Raw genomic sequence first — 22,339 nt, 5'->3', positions numbered from 1 at the left:
GTCCCCAAAAAACGGGGGGCAACCCTCGGTCTCGCCACAAGGTACACATCACTGTCCCAGTGGCAGTGAGAATCCCCACCGAGCCATTCGTCCAAAAACATCCAGATATACGTTTGTGGTTCTCAGCCATACAAGCTGAGAACCACAAACAATATATAAAGTCCGGCAGTGTCCTACTCTCCCACCAGATCCCTCTGGCAGTACCATCAGCGTGGTAAGGCTTAACGACCGGGTTCGGAATGGGACCGGGTGTTTCCCTTACGCTATAACCACCGAAACATCCACAGGGCACACAACCCTGAACATGCCACACACCCAACCAAGTCAGGTGTCTTCCACACCACCGTCTCGGGTGGTGGAAGGGAGCCACATAGTGGATACGAACACACAGAAAAACTGTTTTGATCAGCAAGAAGTTGTTGTGTAACAAGCCCTCGACTTATTAGTACTGGTCAGCTCCACACCTTGCAGTGCTTCCACATCCAGCCTATCAACCCGGTCGTCTACCGGAAGTCTTACCAGATTCATCTGCGGGAACCCTCATCTCGAAGCGTGCTTCCCGCTTAGATGCTTTCAGCGGTTATCACAACCCGACGTAGCCAACCAGCCATGCACTTGGCAGTACAACTGGCACACCAGAGGTCAGTCCGTCCCGGTCCTCTCGTACTAAGGACAGCTCTTCTCAAGATTCCTACGCGCGCAGCGGATAGGGACCGAACTGTCTCACGACGTTCTGAACCCAGCTCGCGTGCCGCTTTAATGGGCGAACAGCCCAACCCTTGGGACCGACTCCAGCCCCAGGATGCGACGAGCCGACATCGAGGTGCCAAACCATGCCGTCGCTGTGAGCGCTCGGGCAAGATCAGCCTGTTATCCCCGGGGTACCTTTTATCCGTTGAGTGACGGCACTTCCACAAGCCACCGTCAGATCACTAGTCCCGACTTTCGTCCCTGCTCGACATGTCTGTCTCACAGTCAAGCTCCCTTGTGCACTTACACTCGACACCTGATTACCAACCAGGATGAGGGAACCTTTGGGCGCCTCCGTTACCTTTTAGGAGGCGACCGCCCCAGTCAAACTACCCATCAGGCACTGTCCGTGAACCAGATCATGGCCCAACGTTAGATAACCAGAACGACCAGAGTGGTATTTCACCAACGACTCCACCACCACTAGCGTGACAGCTTCACAGTCTCCCACCTATCCTACACAAGTCGAACCGATCACCAATACCAAACTATAGTGAAGGTCCCGGGGTCTTTCCGTCCTGCTGCGCGTAACGAGCATCTTTACTCGTAATGCAATTTCACCGAGTTCATGGTGGAGACAGTAGGGAAGTCGTTACTCCATTCGTGCAGGTCGGAACTTACCCGACAAGGAATTTCGCTACCTTAGGATGGTTATAGTTACCACCGCCGTTTACTGGGGCTTAAGTTCACCGCGTCGCCAAAGCTAACAGTTCCCCTTAACCTTCCAGCACCGGGCAGGAGTCAGTCCGTATACATCGTCTTACGACTTCGCACGGACCTGTGTTTTTGGTAAACAGTCGCTTCCCCCAATTCTCTGCGCCCCTCACCGCAACCACCAGCACGTGGCGGCAACAGCTCAGGTCCCCCTTCTTCCAAAGTTACGGGGGCATTTTGCCGAGTTCCTTCACCATGATTCTCTCGATCGCCTCGGTATACTCTACCAATCCACCAGTGTCGGTTTAGGGTACGGGCGGCTCACACCTCGCTCACGAAGCTTTTCTCGACAGCACAGGATCACTCGCTCACCACACAAACATGGCTCGCCATCATGCCTCAACTCAATGTCTGGCGGATTTACCTACCAGACAGTCCACACATTTAGCCCCGGACAACCATCGCCGGGGACGAGCTACCTCACTGTGTCCCTCCGCAGCTTGTCTACTACATGATCGGTTCACACACTCACGCCACAAGATCACCCCGAAGGGATCACCAGGACACTCGCACGCTTAGCATCACACACCTCGACACGGACGGTGCTACACCGGTACCAGAATATCAACTGGTCGTCCATCGACTACGCCTGTCGGCCTCGCCTTAGGTCCCGACTCACCCAGGGCAGATTAACTTGACCCTGGAACCCTTGGATATTCGGCGGACGGGTTTCCCACCCGTCATTCGCTACTCATGCCTGCATTCTCACTCGCATCCACTCCACAACCCATCACCAGGCTGCTTCACCACGAACACGACGCTCCCCTACCCAACTCAAAAAAAGTTGCCACAGCTTCGGCGGATAACTTGAGCCCCGCTACATTGTCGGCGCGGAATCACTTGACCAGTGAGCTATTACGCACTCTTTCAAGGATGGCTGCTTCCAAGCCAACCTCCTGGTTGTCTACGCAACTCCACATCCTTTTCCACTTAGCTATCACTTAGGGGCCTTAGCTGATGATCTGGGCTGTTTCCCTCTCGACGACGAAGCTTATCCCCCGCCGTCTCACTGCTGCGCTCCACGTGCCGGCATTCGGAGTTTGGCTGGTTTCGGTAAGCTGATAGGCCCCCTAGACCATCCAGTGCTCTACCTCCGACACGAACCACACAACGCTGCACCTAAATGCATTTCGGGGAGAACCAGCTATCACGGTGTTTGATTGGCCTTTCACCCCTATCCACAGCTCATCCCCTCCATTTTCAACTGAAGTGGGTTCGGACCTCCACGACGTCTTACCGACGCTTCATCCTGGCCATGGATAGATCACACCGCTTCGGGTCTAGAGCATGCGACTGACGCCCTTATCGGACTCGCTTTCGCTACGACTACCCCACACAGGTTAACCTCGCCACACACCACTAACTCGCAGGCTCATTTTTCAATAGGCACGCCGTCACCCCGCAAGGCTCCGACGGCTTGTATGCGACCGGTTTCAGGTACTATTTCACTCCCCTCCCGGGGTACTTTTCACCATTCCCTCACGGTACTGATACACTATCGGTCACCAAGAAGTATTTAGGCTTAACGGGTGGTCCCGCCAGATTCACGCGACATTCCACGAGTACCGCGCTACTTGGGGCAACCTGAAACCACACATGACACTCACGTCTACGGGACTCTCACCCACTACGGTCCGCCTTCCCAGACGATTCAACTTCACACCACATGCAAGCCGATCCCACGGCAGCAGGATCACACAGGCCCCCACAACCCCGCACATGCAACACCTGCCGGCTTGAACACACACACGGTTTGGCCACATCCGCTTTCGCTCGCCACTACTCACGGAATCACAATTGTTTTCTCTTCCTACGGGTACTGAGATGTTTCACTTCCCCGCGTTACCTCCCACACCCCTATACATTCAGGGCAGGGTCACCGGACATGACTCCGGACATTCAAGGTTTCCCCATTCGGACATCCCCGGATCACAGCTCGTTTACCAACTCCCCAGGGCTTATCGCAGGTTACAACGTCCTTCATCGGCTCTTGGTGCCAAGGCATCCACCGATCGCACTTAGTAGCTTGTCACACAACAAACAACAAAATCACAAAACAAAAATGCTCGCATCCACTATGCAGTTCTCAACCACCACACGAGACACCCACCACACACACCAACGCATGCAGCCACGGCGTTCGCACATCCAGGAAACCACACCAGCCGGCGTGATACCCCAGAACCCCAACAACGTGCCCCACCACAAACGGTGACCACAGCCAACATTCCACAACAAGAACACACAACAGTGCGCCACTTGCTCCTTAGAAAGGAGGTGATCCAGCCGCACCTTCCGGTACGGCTACCTTGTTACGACTTAGTCCTAATCACCAGTCCCACCTTCGACAGCTCCCCCACAAAAAGTGTTAGGCCACCGGCTTCGAGTGTTACCGACTTTCATGACTTGACGGGCGGTGTGTACAAGCCCCGGGAACGTATTCACCGCAGCGTTGCTGATCTGCGATTACTAGCGACTCCGACTTCATGAGGTCGAGTTGCAGACCCCAATCCGAACTGAGACCGGCTTTTTGAGATTCGCTCCACCTTACGATGTCGCAACTCACTGTACCGGCCATTGTAGCATGCGTGAAGCCCTGGACATAAGGGGCATGATGACTTGACGTCATCCCCACCTTCCTCCGAGTTGACCCCGGCGGTCTCCACTGAGTCCCCAACCGAATTGCTGGCAACAGTGGACGAGGGTTGCGCTCGTTGCGGGACTTAACCCAACATCTCACGACACGAGCTGACGACAGCCATGCACCACCTGTGAACCGACCCCAAAAGAGGCACAACCATCTCTGGAAGCTCCCGATCCATGTCAAACCCAGGTAAGGTTCTTCGCGTTGCATCGAATTAATCCGCATGCTCCGCCGCTTGTGCGGGGCCCCGTCAATTCCTTTGAGTTTTAGCCTTGCGGCCGTACTCCCCAGGCGGGGTACTTAATGCGTTAGCTACGGCACAGAATCCGTGGAATGGACCCCACACCTAGTACCCACCGTTTACAGCGTGGACTACCAGGGTATCTAAGCCTGTTCGCTCCCCACGCTTTCGCTCCTCAGCGTCAGGAAAGGTCCAGAGAACCGCCTTCGCCACTGGTGTTCCTCCTGATATCTGCGCATTCCACCGCTCCACCAGGAATTCCATTCTCCCCTACCTTCCTCAAGTCAACCCGTATCGAAAGCACGCTCAACGTTAAGCATCAAGTTTCCACTTCCGACGCGATCAACCGCCTACGAGCCCTTTACGCCCAATAAATCCGGACAACGCTCGCACCCTACGTATCACCGCGGCTGCTGGCACGTAGTTAGCCGGTGCTTCTTCTGCAGGTACCGTCACAAAAAGCTTCGTCCCTGCTGAAAGCGGTTTACAACCCGAAGGCCGTCATCCCGCACGCGGCGTTGCTGCATCAGGCTTGCGCCCATTGTGCAATATTCCCCACTGCTGCCTCCCGTAGGAGTCTGGGCCGTATCTCAGTCCCAATGTGGCCGGTCACCCTCTCAGGCCGGCTACCCGTCGCCGCCTTGGTAGGCCACTACCCCACCAACAAGCTGATAGGCCGCGAGTCCATCCACAACCGCCGGAGCTTTCCAACCCCCACCATGCAGCAGGAGCACATATCCAGTATTAGCACCAGTTTCCTAGCGTTATCCCAAAGTTGTGGGCAGGTTACTCACGTGTTACTCACCCGTTCGCCACTCGTGTACCCCCGAAAGGGCCTTACCGTACGACTTGCATGTGTTAAGCACGCCGCCAGCGTTCGTCCTGAGCCAGGATCAAACTCTCCAATGAAAAAATATCACCAACCCCACACCCAAAAGGCACAGGGCAACGGTGTCAACATGAAGAATCCAAAACACTAACCCAAACAAACAACCAACGAAAAAACGTCAATCCGTCCATTTGAATCAATCAAAGGAATCATAATTAAAACGACACACAAAAGTGCATCTATTGACTATGAAAGACACGCTGTTGAGTTCTCAAGCATCACACGCGACCCGCGGAACCATCTCCCGACAACCCCTTGGGGCACCCGATCAAGCTTACCAGACCGAAACCCGAATGTCAAACCCGGATCCCAGCCCCAGACAATCCCACGACCATCCAGACCGGCAAACCGCCTCACGGCGACTCGACCAAGCTTACCAGATCAGATCACCGAAATCAACCCGGCTCACATCACCAGCCACCACACCAAGCAACCCAGAAACCAATCCAGACCACCCATGCAGCCAGCCACCCTCAGGCAGCCCGTAAGACTTTACCCATCAACAATCCCCAAGTCAAACCCGGACCCAAGCGGCTACACACTGCAGACACACCACATCCATGGCCAACCCAAAGAAGAAAGGCAAAACCACACCCCCACAAAACCACCCAGAAACCCCGGACAACCCCGCAAGGACTCGAAAAACAATACACACCTCTCGAGGAAAAACAAAATCGTCTTGATGCGCGCAGATGTTGAGCGTCGAACATGCGGCTCAGCCTTGGTGGCATGGTGTGCCCCACCACCTGTGGGGTTGCTGGCACCATGACACGAGTCATCGCGGTCGCCGTCGGTACACCCCACCATGTGTGGGGCAGCTGCCGACGCGTCAACCCTGAGATGGTCGAGAGTGGTGGGCCCCACCTTCTGTGAAGCTCTCTGATTCCCGTGTCGATGTCGACGCCCTGCACCGGGTGGGCCCCACCTCCTGTGGAACTCTCCCCATCGGGTACGTGACTGGATCGGCAGCGCTCACATGCTCACCACCTGTCCTGCCTGCCAGCTGGTGTGACCCACGCTGTCCCCAGGCGGAAGCCAGAAACCCCTTGCACGTGAATTCACACCGATGGTGTGCCGGCACCGTCCTGCCTGCCACACTCCCGCCTCACCGGTTCGTACACTTTCCCTGTGCCGTACCGTTCTCACCGCCGTTGTGCTGCCAGCATCGTCACCGTTGCCCTGTGCACAGCCATCGCAACCGGGTGCAGCTCCCAATCCGCCGCGCCCGACCCAGAACGTATCGAGATGACGCCAGTGAGCACCATTGACCCAGGAGCCTCACCCCTGCGCCCCGGCAACGCCACGCGCATCGTGGCCGATCTGATCCAAGCGTCGGGGGCAGCCCCGGTGACGAAGATCGACATCACCAAGACTCAGGTGAGTCTCACGGTCAATGGCCCGGATGGTCTGCTCACCTGGACGTGGTCACGGGGAATCGTCTCCACAAGCGACACCCAGAGCACCCAGGTGTCATCGACGCCATTCGACCCCACACAGTTCGCCCTGGACAAGGTCCCGAGCATCCTGGCGACCGCTGCCCGACTCGCCGGATCCGAGTCCAACCAGAGCTTGCAGATCGTCGAGTACAACGCAGGTACCGTCCTCATGACTGTCACCACCAGACCCGAGACGCGTCCGGTGTTCTTCCGAGCAGACGGTTCGGTCATCAATGTGCTCGACTTCACGACTACCCAGGGCATGGCCGAAGGGCTCAAGGATGCCGTCGGTGCCTCCCCTCTGGTGAGATCGATCACCTTTGATCCAGCTCATGGAATCGTCGTTGACGCGCCTGAGCAGAACTCCACCGCATCGCAGAACGGCAAGGATCTCGTCATCCGCCGAACCCGGTCGGCAAAACTCCCCGTCTGGTCGGTACCGCGCCAGGACGACTCCCCCGCAGACCTGTTCAGTCCCACGGACGTCGACCCAGCCGTCCTGGCTGCCTTGGTGGACGCGAACTCCAAGGACCCGAAGAACTCCGACGTTCCCAAGCTCAGCATTGACATGAGTCACGGAACGTCACTGCCCACCATCACCGTGGACGTCGGCGACGCCCACACCGTGCACGACCTGCAGGGACGTGACATCACCAATGAGGTCACGTGACCCTCACCCCGCCGCCACCACCTTGAGTGCAGTGGTTGAATGGAGAGGTGATCGTCACCGCCGTGGGAATGCCAGGTAGCGGGGTGATCCATACCTTTTCGGTCGGTCACGGCGTCAATCCACACGAGGTTCTGTGGTCTCAGGGATACGTCATCCGCGACTACCTGTCTGCCGAGCTCGTCGACGACGACATCTGCGTGACCGTGCACATCTCCAAGCGGCACCGGCACACGAGGATGCCGTTCGTCCGCCGTGGGGTGCCGGACCTCACCACTGACCGACACGCGGGTGAGGCCGTCCACCCCTACCAGCGAGTCTCGGCATGCGCCGTGGTTCGCTCCGCCCGGGGCATGTTGGGCACCGAGTGCTCCGAGGAGACGTCCGTGCCCGGTCTGTGGACCCTGCCTGGAGGCGGGATCGAGCCCGGGGAGTCCCCAGCCCAGGCCGTCCTGCGAGAAGTCATGGAGGAGTCCGCACAACACGTGCGTCTCAACCGGATACTGGAGTTGCAGTCCGACCACTGGATTGGCCGCGCCCCATCGGGCAAGTTGGAGGATTTCCACGCCCTGCGGATCATCTACAGCGCCACTGCGCCAGATCCCACTGACCCCATCGTCCTGGACGTCGGTGGGACGACCCGGCTCGCGCGATGGGTTCCGCTGCCGCAATGGCGGCGACTCTCCTGGGGATCGGCAACACGCAGTTGCCTGGAACGGCACCTGGGTGACGTTCCCAGCCAGTGATCCGAGTCCGTACCACCGTAGACATGACGGTGGCCCCGCAATGGGGGGCCATCAATCGTCGATCTCACGTTGCGCGTCACATGCCGACGCCGTCACCCGTCATTCCCGGAAGTAGCTGAGGATTCGCAGGATCTCCGTGTAGAGCCAGACCATCGTCACCGCGATACCGAATGCCGCCCGCCACGACTCGGAGGTTGGCGCATGGTTGTCGATACCGACGCGTACCGAGTCGAAGTCCATGATGAGACTGGATGCTGCCAGCACAACTCCCACGATCGAGGCGATGATGGCTATGCCACTGACCGCGCCACCGGAGTCACGGATGCCAAGGTTGATCCCGCACAGCGCGAGAATGAGGTTGAGCAGCATGGCACCGGCAAATCCGAACGTTGCGATCGTGACGCCCCTGCGGAACCGACTGGTGACGCGGAACCCGGTGAACTTGTACACGGCCAAGGTGACTCCGGCCGCGGCAAAGGTACCCAACGCCGCCTGAACGACGATTCCGGGATACATGGCCTCGAAAACTGCCGAGAAGGCACCGATGAACACACCCTCGACGAGGGCATAGGCCATGACCCCACCCACGGGCACGCGTCTACGAGCACTCACGATGAGCACCGTGACGAAACTCACCAAGCTGGTGACAACCGTGATCGTCCCAGCAGTCGCAAGATTCGTCCCGACGAAGGAGAAGGTGAGGGCTGCCGCCGCTGCGAGGACGAGCAGGACGACACCCGTCTTGGCGATGACATCGTCCAAGGTCATGGTCGCCTGACGTGGCTGATCCAAGTTTCCTGGCTGCCCCAGGGCAGCAGCACCGGCCATTCCCTGGCCCTGCAGGTACGGCTGTTGTGACGTGCCCCACCCACCGGCCTGTGAGCCATGATTGGCGGACTGCTGGGGGTGGCGAGGCTGGAAAACATCTGCTCGCCCGAAAACGGGATTGCCCATTGGCCTTCCTTTGCAGAAACTTCGGTTGACTCAATCGTAGACAACGCCACGGAAGATCCCAACCAGTCTCGCTGTGCCCTCGGCGGGATTCGAACCCGCACTGGAGCGGGTTTAAGCCGCCTGCCTCTGCCGTTGGGCTACGAGGGCCTCGCAGGAGGGTGCCACCAGGCAACGATATCTGAAGCTCGTGGGAATCGTCACCGACGCAACAGATCCAGGGCGATCCCGTCAAGGATGTCGGCCTCGCTGACGACGAGTTGGGAGCAACTGAGCCGGCCGACAAGCTCGTCGATGATGAGGGCACCTGCACAGATGACCTCGGCACGGCGACGTTTGAGCGGCCCCATGGTCTCAGCCTCGTCAACGGTTGCGCAGAGCAGTCGTTCGGCGAGCGCGTGCACGTCCGCTGCGTCCAGTACGGATCGGTGCACCGCAGCTCTGTCGTACTCCCGCAGCCCCTGATTGATCGCCGAGAGACTCGTCACCGTCCCGGCAACTCCGATCACGGTGCGGACCTCGGCCACGTCCACCGCACAGTTGTCCAGCAGACCGGCGACGAGGGCCCGTGCCTGATCCTTCTGTTCTGCAGTGGGTGGGTCGTCATGCAGGAAACGCTCCCGCAGTCGCACCGACCCCACGTCGAGGCTCACCGAGGAGATGATCGACCCGTCGAGCCTGCCCAGCACGAGCTCGGTCGAGCCACCACCACAGTCGACGACAAGGATGGGATCAGCAGGGCACGACACCCCGGAAACAGCCCCGGAGAAGGACAGACGTGCCTCCTGCAGACCAGGGATCACTTCTGGTACGACACCGAGACGCTGCCGTACCCCAGCCTCGAACTCATCACGGTTGGAGACGTCTCGGGCGGCGGAAGTGGCGACGAAACGGATCGTGTCACAACCGGATGCCTCGATGAAGTGACGGTACTTCTCACAGGCATCGAACGTACGGTGCAAGGCATCGGGATGAAACGCCCCAGTGGCGTCAACTCCCTGGCCCAGCCGGACCAGTTCGAGCTTGCGGGCATGCTCGACGAGACCTCCCTGCTCATCGAGTGAGGCAATGAGCAGGCGGATGGAATTGGTGCCGCAGTCGATGACCGCGACTGGTGGGGTTGAGGTGCTCATGAGGCCTCCGACTCGTGGTGCTCAGATGGATGTGCAGGTGAGGTGGCGTGGTCTTGGGACGACCCGGATTCGTATGACACAGGCGACTCTGAACGGCGACGGGGCTCTGGGTTGTCGGGGAGCTCGGAATCATCGGGGTTCTCCGGGGCGGCTGGACGCTCTGGGTCCACGTGCTCCGGATGACACGGATTGGTCCAGAACCCTCCCAGTTCGGCGACGACCTCGTCGCCCAGAGGGTTGACGCCGGGGCCGCTGGCCAGGGCCTGGGCCGTCAGGGCGTGCAGGCACTTGACCCGGGTGGGCATGCCGCCAGCCGAGATCCCCTCGATCTGTGCAACCGGCCCAGTGCCCTGCTCCGCGGCGATCTGTGCCCGATCCGCCAGATACCGCTCATGAGCCGCTTGGTAGACCTCGGCAAGTTCGGGGTCTTCGGCCAGCCGCTCGGTCATCTGCGCCATGAGTCCAGAGGCCTCCAACCTGCCGATGAGAGAAGCTGCACGTGGACAGGTGAGGTAGTAGGTCGTCGGGAAGGGACTGCCATTGGGCAGTCTCGGCTCGGTGGCGATCACCCCGGGGCGTCCGCACGGACAGCGCCAGGCGACACCGGCCACGGCACGCGGCTCGCGTCCCAACTGGTCGCGCACGGCGGCGACGTCTGCGGATGTGAAGGGTTGGAGATCCATGGGTGTTCATGTCCTTCGGTTCGGCATGGTGCTGGTGGGAGATAGCTGGCCCAGGGCTGTGGCAGGATGGCAGCCGACACGCGGTCACCGGGGGCCGGATGACGCATGTGGTGTGGGCCGTGCCGTTGAGCTGGCTGCCGCCGAACCACGATTTCCCGGCAGCGGGGTGGACGAGGCTCTGGGGACCGCCCCCTCGTCCTTCTTCGCCTTGGGCGGATGGTCGACGGTGGTGACGGACTGCGACAAGGACTTCCACCACACCGTCGGAGTGGGTTTGGGGCGGTTGGCGGACAGACCGGCAACCTGGTCCGAGGTGCCAATGACCTCACCGTCGTCCCCGATGACTCGATAACCCACCTCACCGGGTTTCACCCACCCCAACCGGGACCGGGCCTGGGTACGCACGAAATCCTGATCCTTCCACCGCTGGGTCTCATCGTTGAGGGCTGCGATGGAGGACTTGGTGTCCGCCTCCTGCTGCTGCAACTCCTGCAGGCGACTTCGCTGGTCGAAGTACACATTGAGGCTGGGAGCAACCATGAGGACGATGAGGAAGATCACCGCACCAAAGATCATCGCACGGGCAGCAAGGGACAGGCCGGTGTCTGGCACGGACTGTTCCTCCAGGCCGTCCTGCTCCTGCCGTGGCTCCTTGGTACGTACGGTGCGTCCCCCCGCGTCCTGACGACGTCTGGTACCAGAACGCCGGTCCGCTCCCGAGCCGGGGGCGGACGTACCGCGACGTCGTTGGCCACCACGGCCTGGGGTGGCGGGTCTACGTGAGTTCGTCATCATTCCCATCTTCGTGCACCAACCAGCAGAATTCGAGCAGGCTCACCTGGGACGAGCTGTGTGCTGCCAGGCATGGCCAGACGGGACGCGCGACACATGGCATGTGGCAGCGCTTCCCAAGACTTCGGCCCGGCTCCTCGCGGGGCCGGGCCGAAGGTCAGTTGCTCACAAGCCTTGCGACAACGCTCAGCCCTGGAAGCGGGGGAAGGCGGAACGACCGGCGTAGACGGCCTGATCGTCGAGCTCCTCCTCGATGCGCAGCAGCTGGTTGTACTTGGCGACGCGCTCGCCACGGGCCGGGGCACCAGACTTGATCTGGCCGGTGCCCAGGGCGACGGCCAGATCGGCGATGGTGGTGTCCTCGGTCTCACCGGAACGGTGCGACATCATGCAACGGTAACCGTTGCGGTGGGCCAGCTCGACGGCGTCGATGGTCTCCGAGAGCGAACCGATCTGGTTGACCTTGACCAGCAGAGCGTTGGCGGCGTTGGTCTCGATGCCCTTGGCCAGGCGCTGCGGGTTGGTGACGAACAGGTCGTCGCCGACGATCTGCACCTTGTCGCCGACCTTCTCGTTGAAGGCGGTCCAGGACTCCCAGTCCTCCTGGTCGAAGGGGTCCTCAATGGAGACCAGCGGGTACTTGGCAACGAGCTGCTCGTAGTACTCGACCATCTCGGCGCTCGACTTGGCCGAGCCCTCGAAGTTGTACTTGCCGTCGGCGTAGAACTCGGAGGCGGCGACGTCCAGGGCCAGGGCGACGTCCTTGCCGGGCTCGTAGCCAGCAGCCTTGATGGCCTCGCAGATGAGGTCGAGGGCGGCGGCATTGCTGGGCAGGTTCGGGGCGAAGCCGCCCTCGTCACCCAGACCGGTGGCCAGGCCCTTGTCCTTGAGGACCTTCTTGAGTGCGTGGTAGACGGCAGCGCCCATGCGGTAGGCCTCACGGAAGGAGTCCGCACCGATCGGGGCGATCATGAACTCCTGGATGTCGACGTCGGAGTCGGCGTGGGCTCCACCGTTGAGAATGTTCATCATGGGAACGGGCAGGACGTGGGCGTTCGGTCCACCCAGGTACTGGTAGAGGGGCAGCTCGGCCGAGTCGGCGGCGGCACGGGCGACGGCCAGGGACACGCCGAGGATGGCGTTGGCGCCGAGCTTGCCCTTGTTGTCGGTTCCGTCGAGCTCGATCATCACCGAATCGATGATGCGCTGCTCGGAGGCGTCGTATCCGATGACCTCTTCGGCCAGAGTCTCCTTGACGTTCTCAACAGCCTTGAGAACACCCTTGCCGCTGTAGCGATCCTTGTCGCCGTCGCGAAGCTCAACGGCCTCGAAGTCGCCGGTGGAGGCACCGGACGGAACGGCGGCACGGGCCTCGGTCGCGTCGTCGAGAATGATCTCGACCTCGACGGTGGGGTTGCCGCGCGAGTCGAGGATCTCACGTGCATCGATGAATTCGATGGTTGCCATGGACCAACCTTTCAGAGAGGATCTTTCGTCCAATCCCAGACTATCGGAGCAGTTCAAGGCGCGCAGCACCACCGTCGACGAACATGACGCCGGGCAGGCATCGGATCGCCCGTCCCGCACCGACAACCACGTCTGGTCAGCGCCACGTGCCAATGGCATCCTGCTCACTCGGCGGCAGCGATGCGCCCCTCCAGACGACGAAGGGCCTCACGAGTGGCCTGGTCGGCGTCGACACCACTGGCCTGGGCCCGGGCGACGAGGGTGAGGATCTGCTCGCCGACCTCGGTGCCGATCGGTTCGTCGGGAAGGTCCACCGGAACCTGGTGACTGCGCGCCCGTGAAACGACTTTCGTGGCACGGGCAATGCTGGAGAGCGATTGTGCAATACCGTCGAGACTGGAGGTGCGGCCCTTCTCCGCAGCCTTGCGCTGCTCCCAGGTGGCGTCCATGTCGTCGGGGACCTGCTCCTCGGCAAAGACGTGCGGATGCCGTCGCACCAGTTTCGTGACGATTCCGCCGATCACCTCGGCGATGTCGAAGCGGCCCTGCTCGGCACCGATCTGGCTGTGGAAGACCACCTGCAACAGCAGATCACCCAGTTCTTCGACGACGTCGTCGTCGCTGCCGGCTTCCAGGGCATCCACGAGTTCGCCGGTCTCCTCGATGAGATGGGTGACCAGGCTGCGATGGGTCTGGGAGGCGTCCCACGGACAGTCACGGCGAGTACGGGCCATGACCGCCACAAGCTCATCGAAACTGGCCTGGGGCCGGCCGGTCACTGCTGCGATCCGGACCAGGGCTCGGACAGGGAGGAGACCCCACCGGCGACGACGTTCTGGGGGTCCCACTGGCCCAACCGGGGGTTGAGGTTGACGTCGACGTCGTGGATCTCCTTGAGCGTCTTGTCCTGGCCGTCATTCGTGGCGATGTGGACGAGTTTGCTCACCGAGTCGGAGAGAACACGACACTTGGAATCCTTGATGAGTACGTCCATCCGGTTCATCTCACCGATCTTGGTGAGCTCGTCGTGGGAGACCGATCGGTTGGTGCGCCTGAGGACCTCGTCGGCGACAGCCCCCTGGGCCAAGGCGGTCGCCACCACCTGGTTGGCCGGCATGTTGGGGTTCTGGACGTACTTCGCACAGTCCTTGGTGGTCTGATCGATCGTCTTCATCGACACGACGCTCTCACCTGCCCGGACTCCGTCGGAGGGACGATTGCTGCAGCCGGTGAGGGCCAGCGCGGCAACGGCAACACCGGCGACGGCTCGCAGTGGGACGGAACGAGACGAGATCATTGGCTCTCCCCTGAGTGGACGCCGCAACAGCGGCACTACGTGCGATCACCGTCGATACTACGTCCCCTGGGCGCTTCGCGGCCAACCTTGGGAAATCTGGCGGGAGCGCACTGAACAGCCGGGACCACCGCCGCAACAGCCTGGCTGCGAGCGCTGCGGGATGATTCGCAGGCGGCCGCCCAGTCCGCTCCTTGTGCGATGGTCACCATCCCGAGCTCGGCGTGGGCAACGCCCCGCACCGAGCTGCGAAGGATCGCGCAGCAACGTGGACGTCGGGGTGAGGACACCGGGGCGAGTGGGCGTCAGCCTTGCTGTGGAGCGATGACCGAGGTGATGACCCCCGATGCCCAGTCGAGCAGTTCATGCCCCTGGAGCATGCGTCCTCCGATCCGCTCCGTTTTGGGTTTGGGCACCAGGATGATTCCGGCCGTCTGCTTGACGACGGATCCGGGGTACAGCCGCTTCAACCGCATGACGCGCGACTCGGGGAGCTGCACCGGGGAGAATCGGATGTTGTTTCCGGCCGGTACGACGTCCCGAACACCGGCAGCTCGACACAGCAGTCGAAACCGTGCCACCCCCAGCAGGTTCTGCACCGGTTCGGGGAGGGGCCCGTAGCGGTCCTGCAGTTCCTCGGCGATCGCGTCGATCTCGGCATCGTCACGTACCTGGGCAAGTCGTTTGTACATCTCCAGACGCAGCCGCTCTGTTTCCACGTAGTCGGACGGCAGACTGGCATCCACCGGCAACTCGATGCGCATCTCGGGTTCCTCGTCGGCATCCTTCTCACCACGGAACTCCGAGACCGCATCGCCCACCAGGCGAATGTAGAGGTCGAACCCGACATCGGCGATGTGCCCGGACTGCTCACCACCCAACAGGTTGCCGGCACCACGAATCTCCAGGTCCTTCATAGCGATCGCCATACCGGCCCCCAGATCGGTGTGCGCCGCCATCGTCGCCAGCCGATCGTGGGCCGTCTGGGAGATGGGTTTGTCTGCCGGGTACAGGAAGTACGCGTACCCGCGCTCCCGGGAGCGACCCACCCTGCCACGCAGCTGGTGCAGCTGGGAGAGCCCCATGAGGTCGGCACGGTCGATGAGCAGGGTGTTGGCGGTGGAGATGTCGATGCCGGACTCGACGATCGTCGTGCACACCAGGACGTCGGCGCGACGCTCCCAGAAGTCCACCATGATCTGCTCGAGCTGTTTCTCGGGCATCTGGCCGTGGGCGGTGAGCACCCGGGCCTCGGGGACGAGTTCGCGGATCTTCTTGGCCGTCTTCTCGATGGACTGCACCCGGTTGTGGATGAAGAACACCTGCCCCTCGCGGGCGAGCTCACGCCGGATGGCGGCGACGACCTGGCCCTCGTCGTAGGAGCCGGCAAAGGTGAGCACCGGATGGCGTTCCTCCGGCGGGGTGGTGATGGTACTCATCTCACGAATACCCGTCACCGCCATCTCCAAGGTGCGAGGGATCGGGGTGGCACTCATCGCCAGCACGTCGACATTGACTCGTAGCTGCTTGAGGGCCTCCTTGTGCTCGACGCCGAAGCGCTGCTCCTCGTCGATGATGACCAGTCCCAGGTCGTTGAACTTCACCTGACTGCTCAACAGCCGGTGGGTGCCGACGACGACGTCCACCGTGCCGCGTTCGATGCCCTCCCGCACTGCTTTTGCCTCGGCATCGGTCTGGAACCGCGACAACGCCGCGACATTGACCGGGAAGCCGGCGTAGCGTTCGGTGAAGGTCTGCAGATGCTGCTGGACGAGCAGGGTGGTGGGCACGAGCACGGCGACCTGCTTGCCATCCTGGACGGCCTTGAAGGCAGCTCGCACCGCAATCTCGGTCTTGCCGTAACCGACGTCGCCACACACCAGACGATCCATCGGCACCACCTGTTTCATGTCTGCCTTGACGTCGGCGATGGTGGTGAGCTGGTCCGGCGTCTCGACGTAGGCGAAGGCATCCTCCAACTCCCGTTGCCAGGTGGTGTCGGGGCCGAAGGCATGGCCCTTGGTGGCCTGGCGGGCGGCGTAGAGCTTGATGAGTTCGGCGGCGATCTTGCGCACCGCCTTCTTGGCACGGCTCTTGCGTTTCTTCCAGTCCGCGCCGCCCATCTTGTCCAGACTCGGGGCATCGCCACCGACGTAGCGGGAGATCTGGTCCAAGGAGTCCATGGGCACGAAGAGTCGGTCACCGGGCTGGCCACGCCGGGCAGGGGCGTACTCGATGACGAGGTACTCGCGGGTGGCTCCGGCCACCGTACGCTGGATCATCTCGACGTAGCGGCCAACCCCGTGCCGTTCGTGCACGACGAGGTCGCCAGCCTTGAGTTCCATGGGCTGGATCTGATTGCGACGCCGTCGGGGCATCCGTCGGGCGGACGGATTGTCCTGGTCCGGGTTCTCGACGAGATCGCCGGTTGAGTGGACGACCAGGTGCAACCGTTGGCTGGCGAAACCACGGCGCTGGTGCATTCGTACGATCTGGACGGTGGGTTCGGTCGTGGTGGCATCGACGTCGTCGACGATGGACGCCCGGATCCCGTGCTCGGTGAGCAGCTCGTGCATACGACGTGCCGTGCCCTCACCCTCAGCGGTGAGTACGACCATCCAGTCATCGGTCAGTCGGGCGGACAGGTGCTGCACGGCAGCCTCGACGTCACCTCGCCAGGGTTCGACCTCGACGAGTTGGGGATTGACGGTCTGCGGTGCACTGGTCCAGTCGTCCTGTGGCTCGGTGAGGTCCTGTGGCTCGGTGAGGTCCTGTGGCTCGGTGAGTTCGTCGGTGGCGGCGGTGCCATCGACAGTGGTCGTGCCCAAGGAGAACGAGGACATGGACCACCACGACATGCCGCGTTCCAGCGCCCTGCGCCGCACCTCGGCCAGACTGCGGTAGCCCCCGGAGGCCAGGTCGATCGGGGCGTTCCCGCCACCAGCTGCCGCCGCCCAACCGGCGTTGAGGAACTCCTCGGAGGTGCGCACCAGATCGGCCGCTCGCGATCGCACCAGCTCCGGATCGGACAGGATGACGGTGGCCGTGTCCGGGAACACGTCGACGAGCAGCTCGGTGTCGTCGACGAGCGCGGGGATGAGGGCCTCCATACCCTCCACGGCCTGCCCCTGACCGATCTTCTCCAGCATGTCGGAGAGCTCGGGGTGATCGGGAAGCAGCTGCCGGGCCCGGGCGCGCACCGCGTCGTCGAGGATGAGTTCCCGGCATGGCGAGCACAGCACGACCTCGTGGGTCTCGTCGGTGGACCGTTGGTCGGCGACCTCGAAGGAGCGGATCTCCTCGATCTCGTCACCGAAGAAATCGATGCGCACCGGGTGGTCCAGGACGGGCGGGAAGACGTCGACGATCCCGCCACGCACCGCGAACTCGCCGCGGCGTTCCACCATGTCGACCCGGGAGTAGGCAGCTGCGACCAGCCGGGCGGCAAGGTCGCTGAGGTCGTGGCTGTCGCCCACTCGCAGTTCCACCGGCGTGATGTCGCCCAACCCGGCAACTTGAGGTTGCAGCAGGGCACGCACCGGAGCCACCACCACGGAGGGTGCTGGGGCAGCTGCATTGCCCACGAGGCGACGGAGCACGGCCATGCGCCGCCCCACGGTGTCGGTACGTGGGCTCAGACGTTCGTGCGGCAGGGTCTCCCAGGACGGGTAGTAGGCCACCTCGTCGGGGCCGAGCCACGACTCCAGGGTGGCGGTGGTCTCCTCGGCCTCCCGGAAGGTGCTCGTCACCAGCAGGATGGGGAGTCGTTCGGTGCCGGCGAACTGTCTGGTGAGGGTGGCCGCCACTGCTGGACGAGCGGGCGGGGTCACCGTGAGATCAAGAGTGGGGACACGCCCAGCCAGGGCGTCGGTGCTGGCACGTGCCAGCACGGGTTCCTGGGACAGCAGGGAGATCAAACCATCAGAACTCACCGGGTCAGTGTATGTGCCAGGGCAGCCTTGTGGGGACCAGTGGCGGGGAGGATGGGCAAGCCGATCGATCGCGTCCATCCTCTGCAGCCCCAGCGACAGCTCCCGTGCCCGGTCGGGGGCTTCGCGGCGCCATCAGTGCAAGACACAGCTGCCGAATCAGCGAAGAACCTTGTCGGAAAGGGGTTTTGACCAGCTGGACCCGAGAAGATGGTTCAGGTGTTGTAGCGGTTCTGGGCCGCCGCGAGGCCATCGGTCATGATCATCTCGACGGCGTCTGCTGCCAGGGTCACCTGAAGATCCAGATCATTCTGATCGCGGGCAGGGAAATTGCTCAGAACGTAGTCGGCGGGATTCATGCGTCCGGGCGGTCGTCCCACACCGAATCGAACCCGGTTGAAGTCGCCGGTACGTAGATGGGCACGGATGGATTTCAACCCGTTGTGGCCATTGTCACCACCACCAGTCTTGAGCCGCATCCGACCGAGATCCAGATCGAGTTCGTCGTGGACGACGATGAGGTGGTCGGGACTGATGTGTGAGAAGTCCGCGACCTTGCGGACGGCGATCCCCGACTCGTTCATGTAGGTGCGTGAGCGCATGAGCACCACTGGCTCGGTCTGCGCGCCAGGTGCTCCCAGCCCAACCGGGCCGATGCGGGTGCGCACCACGTCGGCACGCTGCGCCCGCGCGGACGTCCATCTCTCGTTCGCGCGGCGGCGCAACTCGTCGACAACCAAATACCCGACATTGTGTCGGGTCCTGGTGTACACCGGGCCGGGATTGCCCAGCCCGGCAATGAGCCAACTCACTCAGCAGCTTCCTCGGACTCGTCCTCGGCGTCCGCCTCATCCTCGTCACCGAGATCCTCAGCATCGGGGAACTGCACGGAGGCGACAACCGCTTCGGGGTCGTCTACGAGCTCGACGCCCTCGGGCAGGGTGATGTCCTTGAAGAGGATCGAGCTGCCGGCCTCGAGACCCTCGACCGAGATGGTGAGAGCGTCCGGGATGGACATGGCGTCGGCCTCGACATCGATCTCGCTGAACTCGGTGTTGACGATGGTGCCGGGGGCAGACTCACCCTCGACGCGCAGCGCCACCTGCACACTGACCTTCTGGCCGCTGGTGATCGACAACAGGTCGACGTGCTTGAGGAAGCCCGTCATGACGTCGCGCTGAACTTCCTTCGGCAGGGCGAGGACAGGGCTCTGACCCTCGACCTCGATGGACAGCAGCTGGTTCTCCTGACGCAGGGCGAGCATGGACTCGTGGCCCTCAAGGACGATGTGCTTGGGGTCGTGGCCCTGGCCGTAGACAACGGCGGGAACCTGCCCGGCAGCACGAAGCCGACGTGCCGGCCCCTTGCCGAACTCGGTGCGCTCGGTGGCCTTCAGTGTGATGATGTTCGCCATGTTCATTCTCCTCACTCGGAACTGACACAGCTCGACGAGCGGAACGGGTCTCCGGGCGGAGACAGCCAGTCGATCACGGGTTCCCGAGCCGATGCCCCACGCCACCATCGATCACTGCGGGTGCGCAGCCGACCATGACCCAGAACCCCTCGCCAAGCCCGGCAATGATAACTGCGGTTGCCGGCAAAACACAAGACCTGGGAAAACACTGCCGCTGAGGCAACTCCTCAGCGGCAGTGGGTGGTTTCTGCAGGACCATCGTGGACTCAGCGGAACAGGCTGGTGACCGAACCGTCCTCGAAGACTTCCTGAATGGCCTTGGCAACGAGCGGAGCAATCGACAGCACGGTGAGGTTGCGGATCTCCACGTCCTTGCGAATCGGCAGGGTGTTGGTGACGATGAGGTCCTCGATGCACGAATTGTTGAGGCGCTCGGCAGCCGGACCGGAGAGCACCGGATGGGTCGCCGCGGCGATGACACGGGAAGCACCATGATCCTTGAGGGCCTGGGCGGCCTGGCACATGGTGCCGGCGGTGTCGATCATGTCGTCGACGAGCAGGCAGGTCTTGCCCTTGACGTCACCGACCACCTCGTGAGTGGTGACCTCATTGGCCTTGTTCGGGTCGCGACGCTTGTGGATGATGGCCAGCTGACAGCCCAACTTGTCTGTCCACATGTCGGCCAGACGCACTCGTCCGGCATCCGGGGAGACGACGGCCATCTCCTCACCTTGGTACTTCTCACGCACATAGTCCGAGAGCACCGGCAGGGCCCACAGGTGGTCGACCGGGCCGTCGAAGAATCCCTGGATCTGGGCGGCGTGCAGGTCGACGCTCATGATGCGATCGGCACCAGCCGCCCGGTACAGGTCGGCGACCAGGCGAGCCGAGATGGGCTCTCGTCCCAGGTGCTTCTTGTCCTGACGGGCGTAGGGGTAGAACGGCGACACCACGGTGATCCGCTTGGCAGAGGCCCGCTTGAGAGCGTCGACCATGATGAGCTGCTCCATGAGCGCCTCGTTGACCGGGGCGGCATGGGACTGGATGACGAATGCGTCGCAGCCGCGCACGGATTCCTGGAACTGCACGTAGATCTCGGAATTGGCATAGGTCACCTGCCGCGACGGCACCAGCTCGACACCCAGCTCCTGCGCTACTTCGTCTGCCAGCTCGGGGTATGCGCGTCCCGAGCACACCATGAGATGCTTGTTGTTGGGTCGTGTGGCACCACTCACAGGTCCGCCTCCGAGGTCGGGTTGTCTGAACTTGCATCGGACGTGTCGTCCGGGTCCTGGGCCGACGCCGATTCGGCGTCAATGACGGATCCCGCCGGAATGAAGGATCCTGACTCGATCTTAACCGGGGCGACGACCGTCGTGCTCGACGAGAGGAAAACTCCGTCCCCCACGGTACTGGTCTGCTTGGCAACGCCGTCGTTGTTGGCAAAGACGGTCCCCGCCGAGACGGTGACCTCGTCACCGAGCTGGACATCCCCGGCGTAACTGAGCCGTTTGATGGCAGTGCCACGCCCCGTCTGGGCATTCTTGGTCTCGGTGAAGGCACCGACGGTGGCCTGTGGCCCCAGCATGGTTCCCGGCCGCAGGTTGGCCCACGGCCCGACCCGTGCACCGTCGGCGATGTCGGTGAGGGTCACCTCGGAACGGGTGATGACGACGTCATGGCCGATCTCGGAATCGGTGATGGTGCAGTCCGGGCCGACGATCGAGTTCGAACGAATCGTCGTGGCACCGTTGAGGAAGGTTCCCGGCTCGATCTGCACATCCTGCTCGATGTCGACGTCCGGCTGGATCCACGTGGTGTCGGGGTCGACGATCGTCACCCCGGCTCGCATCCACGTCTCGACGATGCGACGGTTGACCTCGCGGTTCATGCGCGCCAGCTGGACGCGATCGTTGACACCCTCGGTCTGCCAGAGGTCGTCGGTGCGCCAGGCTCCCACTCCACGGTGCCCGGGAGCGCTGACGGTGCCGGTAGCAGCCATGGTCACCACGTCGGTGAGGTAGTACTCGCCCTGGGCATTGTCGTTGGATAGCTGGGCGACCCCCTGGCTCAGGGCCGCGGAGTCGAAGACGTAGATTCCCGAGTTGATCTCGGTGATGGCGAGCTGATCCTCGCTGGCGTCCTTGTGTTCGACGATCCCGGTGACCTTCTCCCCGTCGCGCAGGATGCGTCCATAGCCGGTGGGATCGGGCAGGTCGGCCGTGAGCACCGTGACGAGGTTGCCCTGCTCGCGATGGGCCGCGACGAGATCGCGCAGGGTGTCACCGGTGAGCATGGGCACGTCGCCGTAGGTGACGACGACCTCGCCATCCAACTCGCCGAGGCCGTCAAGGCCACAGGCGACGGCGTGACCGGTGCCCTTCTGCTCGGCCTGCACGGCAGTGCGCACGTCGGGGGCGTCCTCGTGCAGGTGGGCCTCGACCTGGTCGCGTTTGTGGCCGACGACGACCACGAGATTCTCCGGGTCCAGACCGCGCGCTGCGGCAACCGCCCATGACAGCATGGGACGTCCCGCGACACGATGCAGCAATTTCGACGTCGCAGACTTCATGCGCGTGCCGCCACCGG

The 22,339-nt window shown here is 62.3% G+C and carries 12 protein-coding genes, 1 tRNA gene, 3 rRNA genes and 2 pseudogenes; 2 read left to right on the top strand and 16 right to left on the bottom strand.

What is annotated here, in order from left to right:
• Positions 1-160 precede the first annotated feature (160 nt).
• The 3 genes from rrf to CKV91_RS04305 form a co-directional block, all read right to left on the bottom strand.
• Positions 161-277: ribosomal RNA gene (gene rrf / locus CKV91_RS04315) — 5S ribosomal RNA — on the bottom strand.
• A gap of 145 nt (positions 278-422) precedes the next feature.
• A 23S ribosomal RNA gene (locus tag CKV91_RS04310) occupies positions 423-3,496 on the bottom strand.
• Positions 3,497-3,734: 238 nt separating this feature from the next.
• Positions 3,735-5,258, bottom strand: a 16S ribosomal RNA gene (locus CKV91_RS04305).
• Together the 16S, 23S and 5S rRNA genes form the textbook arrangement of a ribosomal RNA operon.
• 1,225 nt (positions 5,259-6,483) lie before the next feature.
• Here CKV91_RS04305 and CKV91_RS04300 point away from each other — a divergent pair.
• Both CKV91_RS04300 and CKV91_RS04295 read left to right on the top strand, forming a co-directional pair.
• Positions 6,484-7,344 (top strand): hypothetical protein, encoded by an 861-nt coding sequence (locus CKV91_RS04300; RefSeq protein WP_231933839.1) that lies wholly within the window; start codon positions 6,484-6,486, stop codon positions 7,342-7,344.
• 68 nt (positions 7,345-7,412) lie between these two features.
• Complete coding sequence (locus CKV91_RS04295) at positions 7,413-8,087, top strand: NUDIX hydrolase (protein WP_081659125.1); 675 nt, start codon at positions 7,413-7,415, stop codon at positions 8,085-8,087.
• A gap of 99 nt (positions 8,088-8,186) precedes the next feature.
• On the opposite strand, the gene CKV91_RS04290 is transcribed toward CKV91_RS04295, so the two are convergent.
• The 13 genes and pseudogenes from CKV91_RS04290 to glmU form a co-directional block, all read right to left on the bottom strand.
• On the bottom strand, positions 8,187-9,041 hold the full coding sequence (locus CKV91_RS04290) for a Bax inhibitor-1/YccA family protein (RefSeq protein ID WP_021106053.1): 855 nt from the start codon (positions 9,039-9,041) through the stop codon (positions 8,187-8,189).
• A 74-nt stretch (positions 9,042-9,115) separates the two neighbouring features.
• Positions 9,116-9,188, bottom strand: a tRNA-Leu gene (locus tag CKV91_RS04285).
• A gap of 50 nt (positions 9,189-9,238) precedes the next feature.
• A complete protein-coding gene (locus CKV91_RS04280; RefSeq protein ID WP_021104843.1) occupies positions 9,239-10,171 on the bottom strand; it encodes a Ppx/GppA phosphatase family protein in 933 nt (310 codons plus the stop codon).
• Positions 10,172-10,329: 158 nt separating this feature from the next.
• Positions 10,330-10,854: pseudogene (locus CKV91_RS04275) on the bottom strand (DUF501 domain-containing protein); the annotation flags it as partial.
• Between the two features lie 84 nt (positions 10,855-10,938).
• On the bottom strand, positions 10,939-11,649 hold the full coding sequence (locus CKV91_RS04270) for an FtsB family cell division protein (RefSeq protein ID WP_021104841.1): 711 nt from the start codon (positions 11,647-11,649) through the stop codon (positions 10,939-10,941).
• Between the two features lie 183 nt (positions 11,650-11,832).
• A complete protein-coding gene (gene eno / locus CKV91_RS04265) occupies positions 11,833-13,113 on the bottom strand; it encodes a phosphopyruvate hydratase (RefSeq protein WP_021104840.1) in 1,281 nt (426 codons plus the stop codon).
• 164 nt (positions 13,114-13,277) lie between these two features.
• Positions 13,278-13,901 carry a nucleoside triphosphate pyrophosphohydrolase gene (locus tag CKV91_RS04260; protein WP_036957781.1) on the bottom strand — a complete coding sequence of 208 codons (624 nt, stop codon included), beginning with the start codon at positions 13,899-13,901 and terminating at the stop codon, positions 13,278-13,280.
• The gene (locus CKV91_RS04255) at positions 13,889-14,410 is read right to left on the bottom strand and encodes a hypothetical protein (RefSeq protein WP_065860946.1); all 522 of its coding nucleotides are present in this window, start codon (positions 14,408-14,410) and stop codon (positions 13,889-13,891) included. Before CKV91_RS04255 ends, CKV91_RS04260 begins: the two co-directional genes overlap by 13 nt.
• Before the next feature lie 302 nt (positions 14,411-14,712).
• Positions 14,713-18,339 carry a transcription-repair coupling factor gene (gene mfd / locus CKV91_RS04250; RefSeq protein WP_065860945.1) on the bottom strand — a complete coding sequence of 1,209 codons (3,627 nt, stop codon included), beginning with the start codon at positions 18,337-18,339 and terminating at the stop codon, positions 14,713-14,715.
• A gap of 212 nt (positions 18,340-18,551) precedes the next feature.
• Positions 18,552-19,148, bottom strand: coding sequence for an aminoacyl-tRNA hydrolase (pth, locus tag CKV91_RS04245; RefSeq protein WP_021104835.1), 597 nt, complete (start codon positions 19,146-19,148; stop codon positions 18,552-18,554).
• A complete protein-coding gene (locus tag CKV91_RS04240; RefSeq protein WP_036957783.1) occupies positions 19,145-19,750 on the bottom strand; it encodes a 50S ribosomal protein L25/general stress protein Ctc in 606 nt (201 codons plus the stop codon). Before CKV91_RS04240 ends, pth begins: the two co-directional genes overlap by 4 nt.
• Positions 19,751-20,016: 266 nt before the next feature.
• Positions 20,017-20,949 carry a ribose-phosphate diphosphokinase gene (locus CKV91_RS04235; RefSeq protein WP_036903868.1) on the bottom strand — a complete coding sequence of 311 codons (933 nt, stop codon included), beginning with the start codon at positions 20,947-20,949 and terminating at the stop codon, positions 20,017-20,019.
• Between the two features lie 116 nt (positions 20,950-21,065).
• Positions 21,066-22,322 (bottom strand): annotated as a pseudogene (glmU, locus tag CKV91_RS04230) (bifunctional UDP-N-acetylglucosamine diphosphorylase/glucosamine-1-phosphate N-acetyltransferase GlmU); the annotation flags it as partial.
• Between the last annotated feature and the right edge of the window lie 17 nt (positions 22,323-22,339).

The sequence above is a fragment of the Cutibacterium granulosum genome, assembly GCF_900186975.1.
GTDB classification, from domain to species: domain Bacteria; phylum Actinomycetota; class Actinomycetes; order Propionibacteriales; family Propionibacteriaceae; genus Cutibacterium; species Cutibacterium granulosum.
Note: the sequence above shows the minus strand (reverse complement) of the source record. Positions and strands in the feature narration are given on the sequence as shown.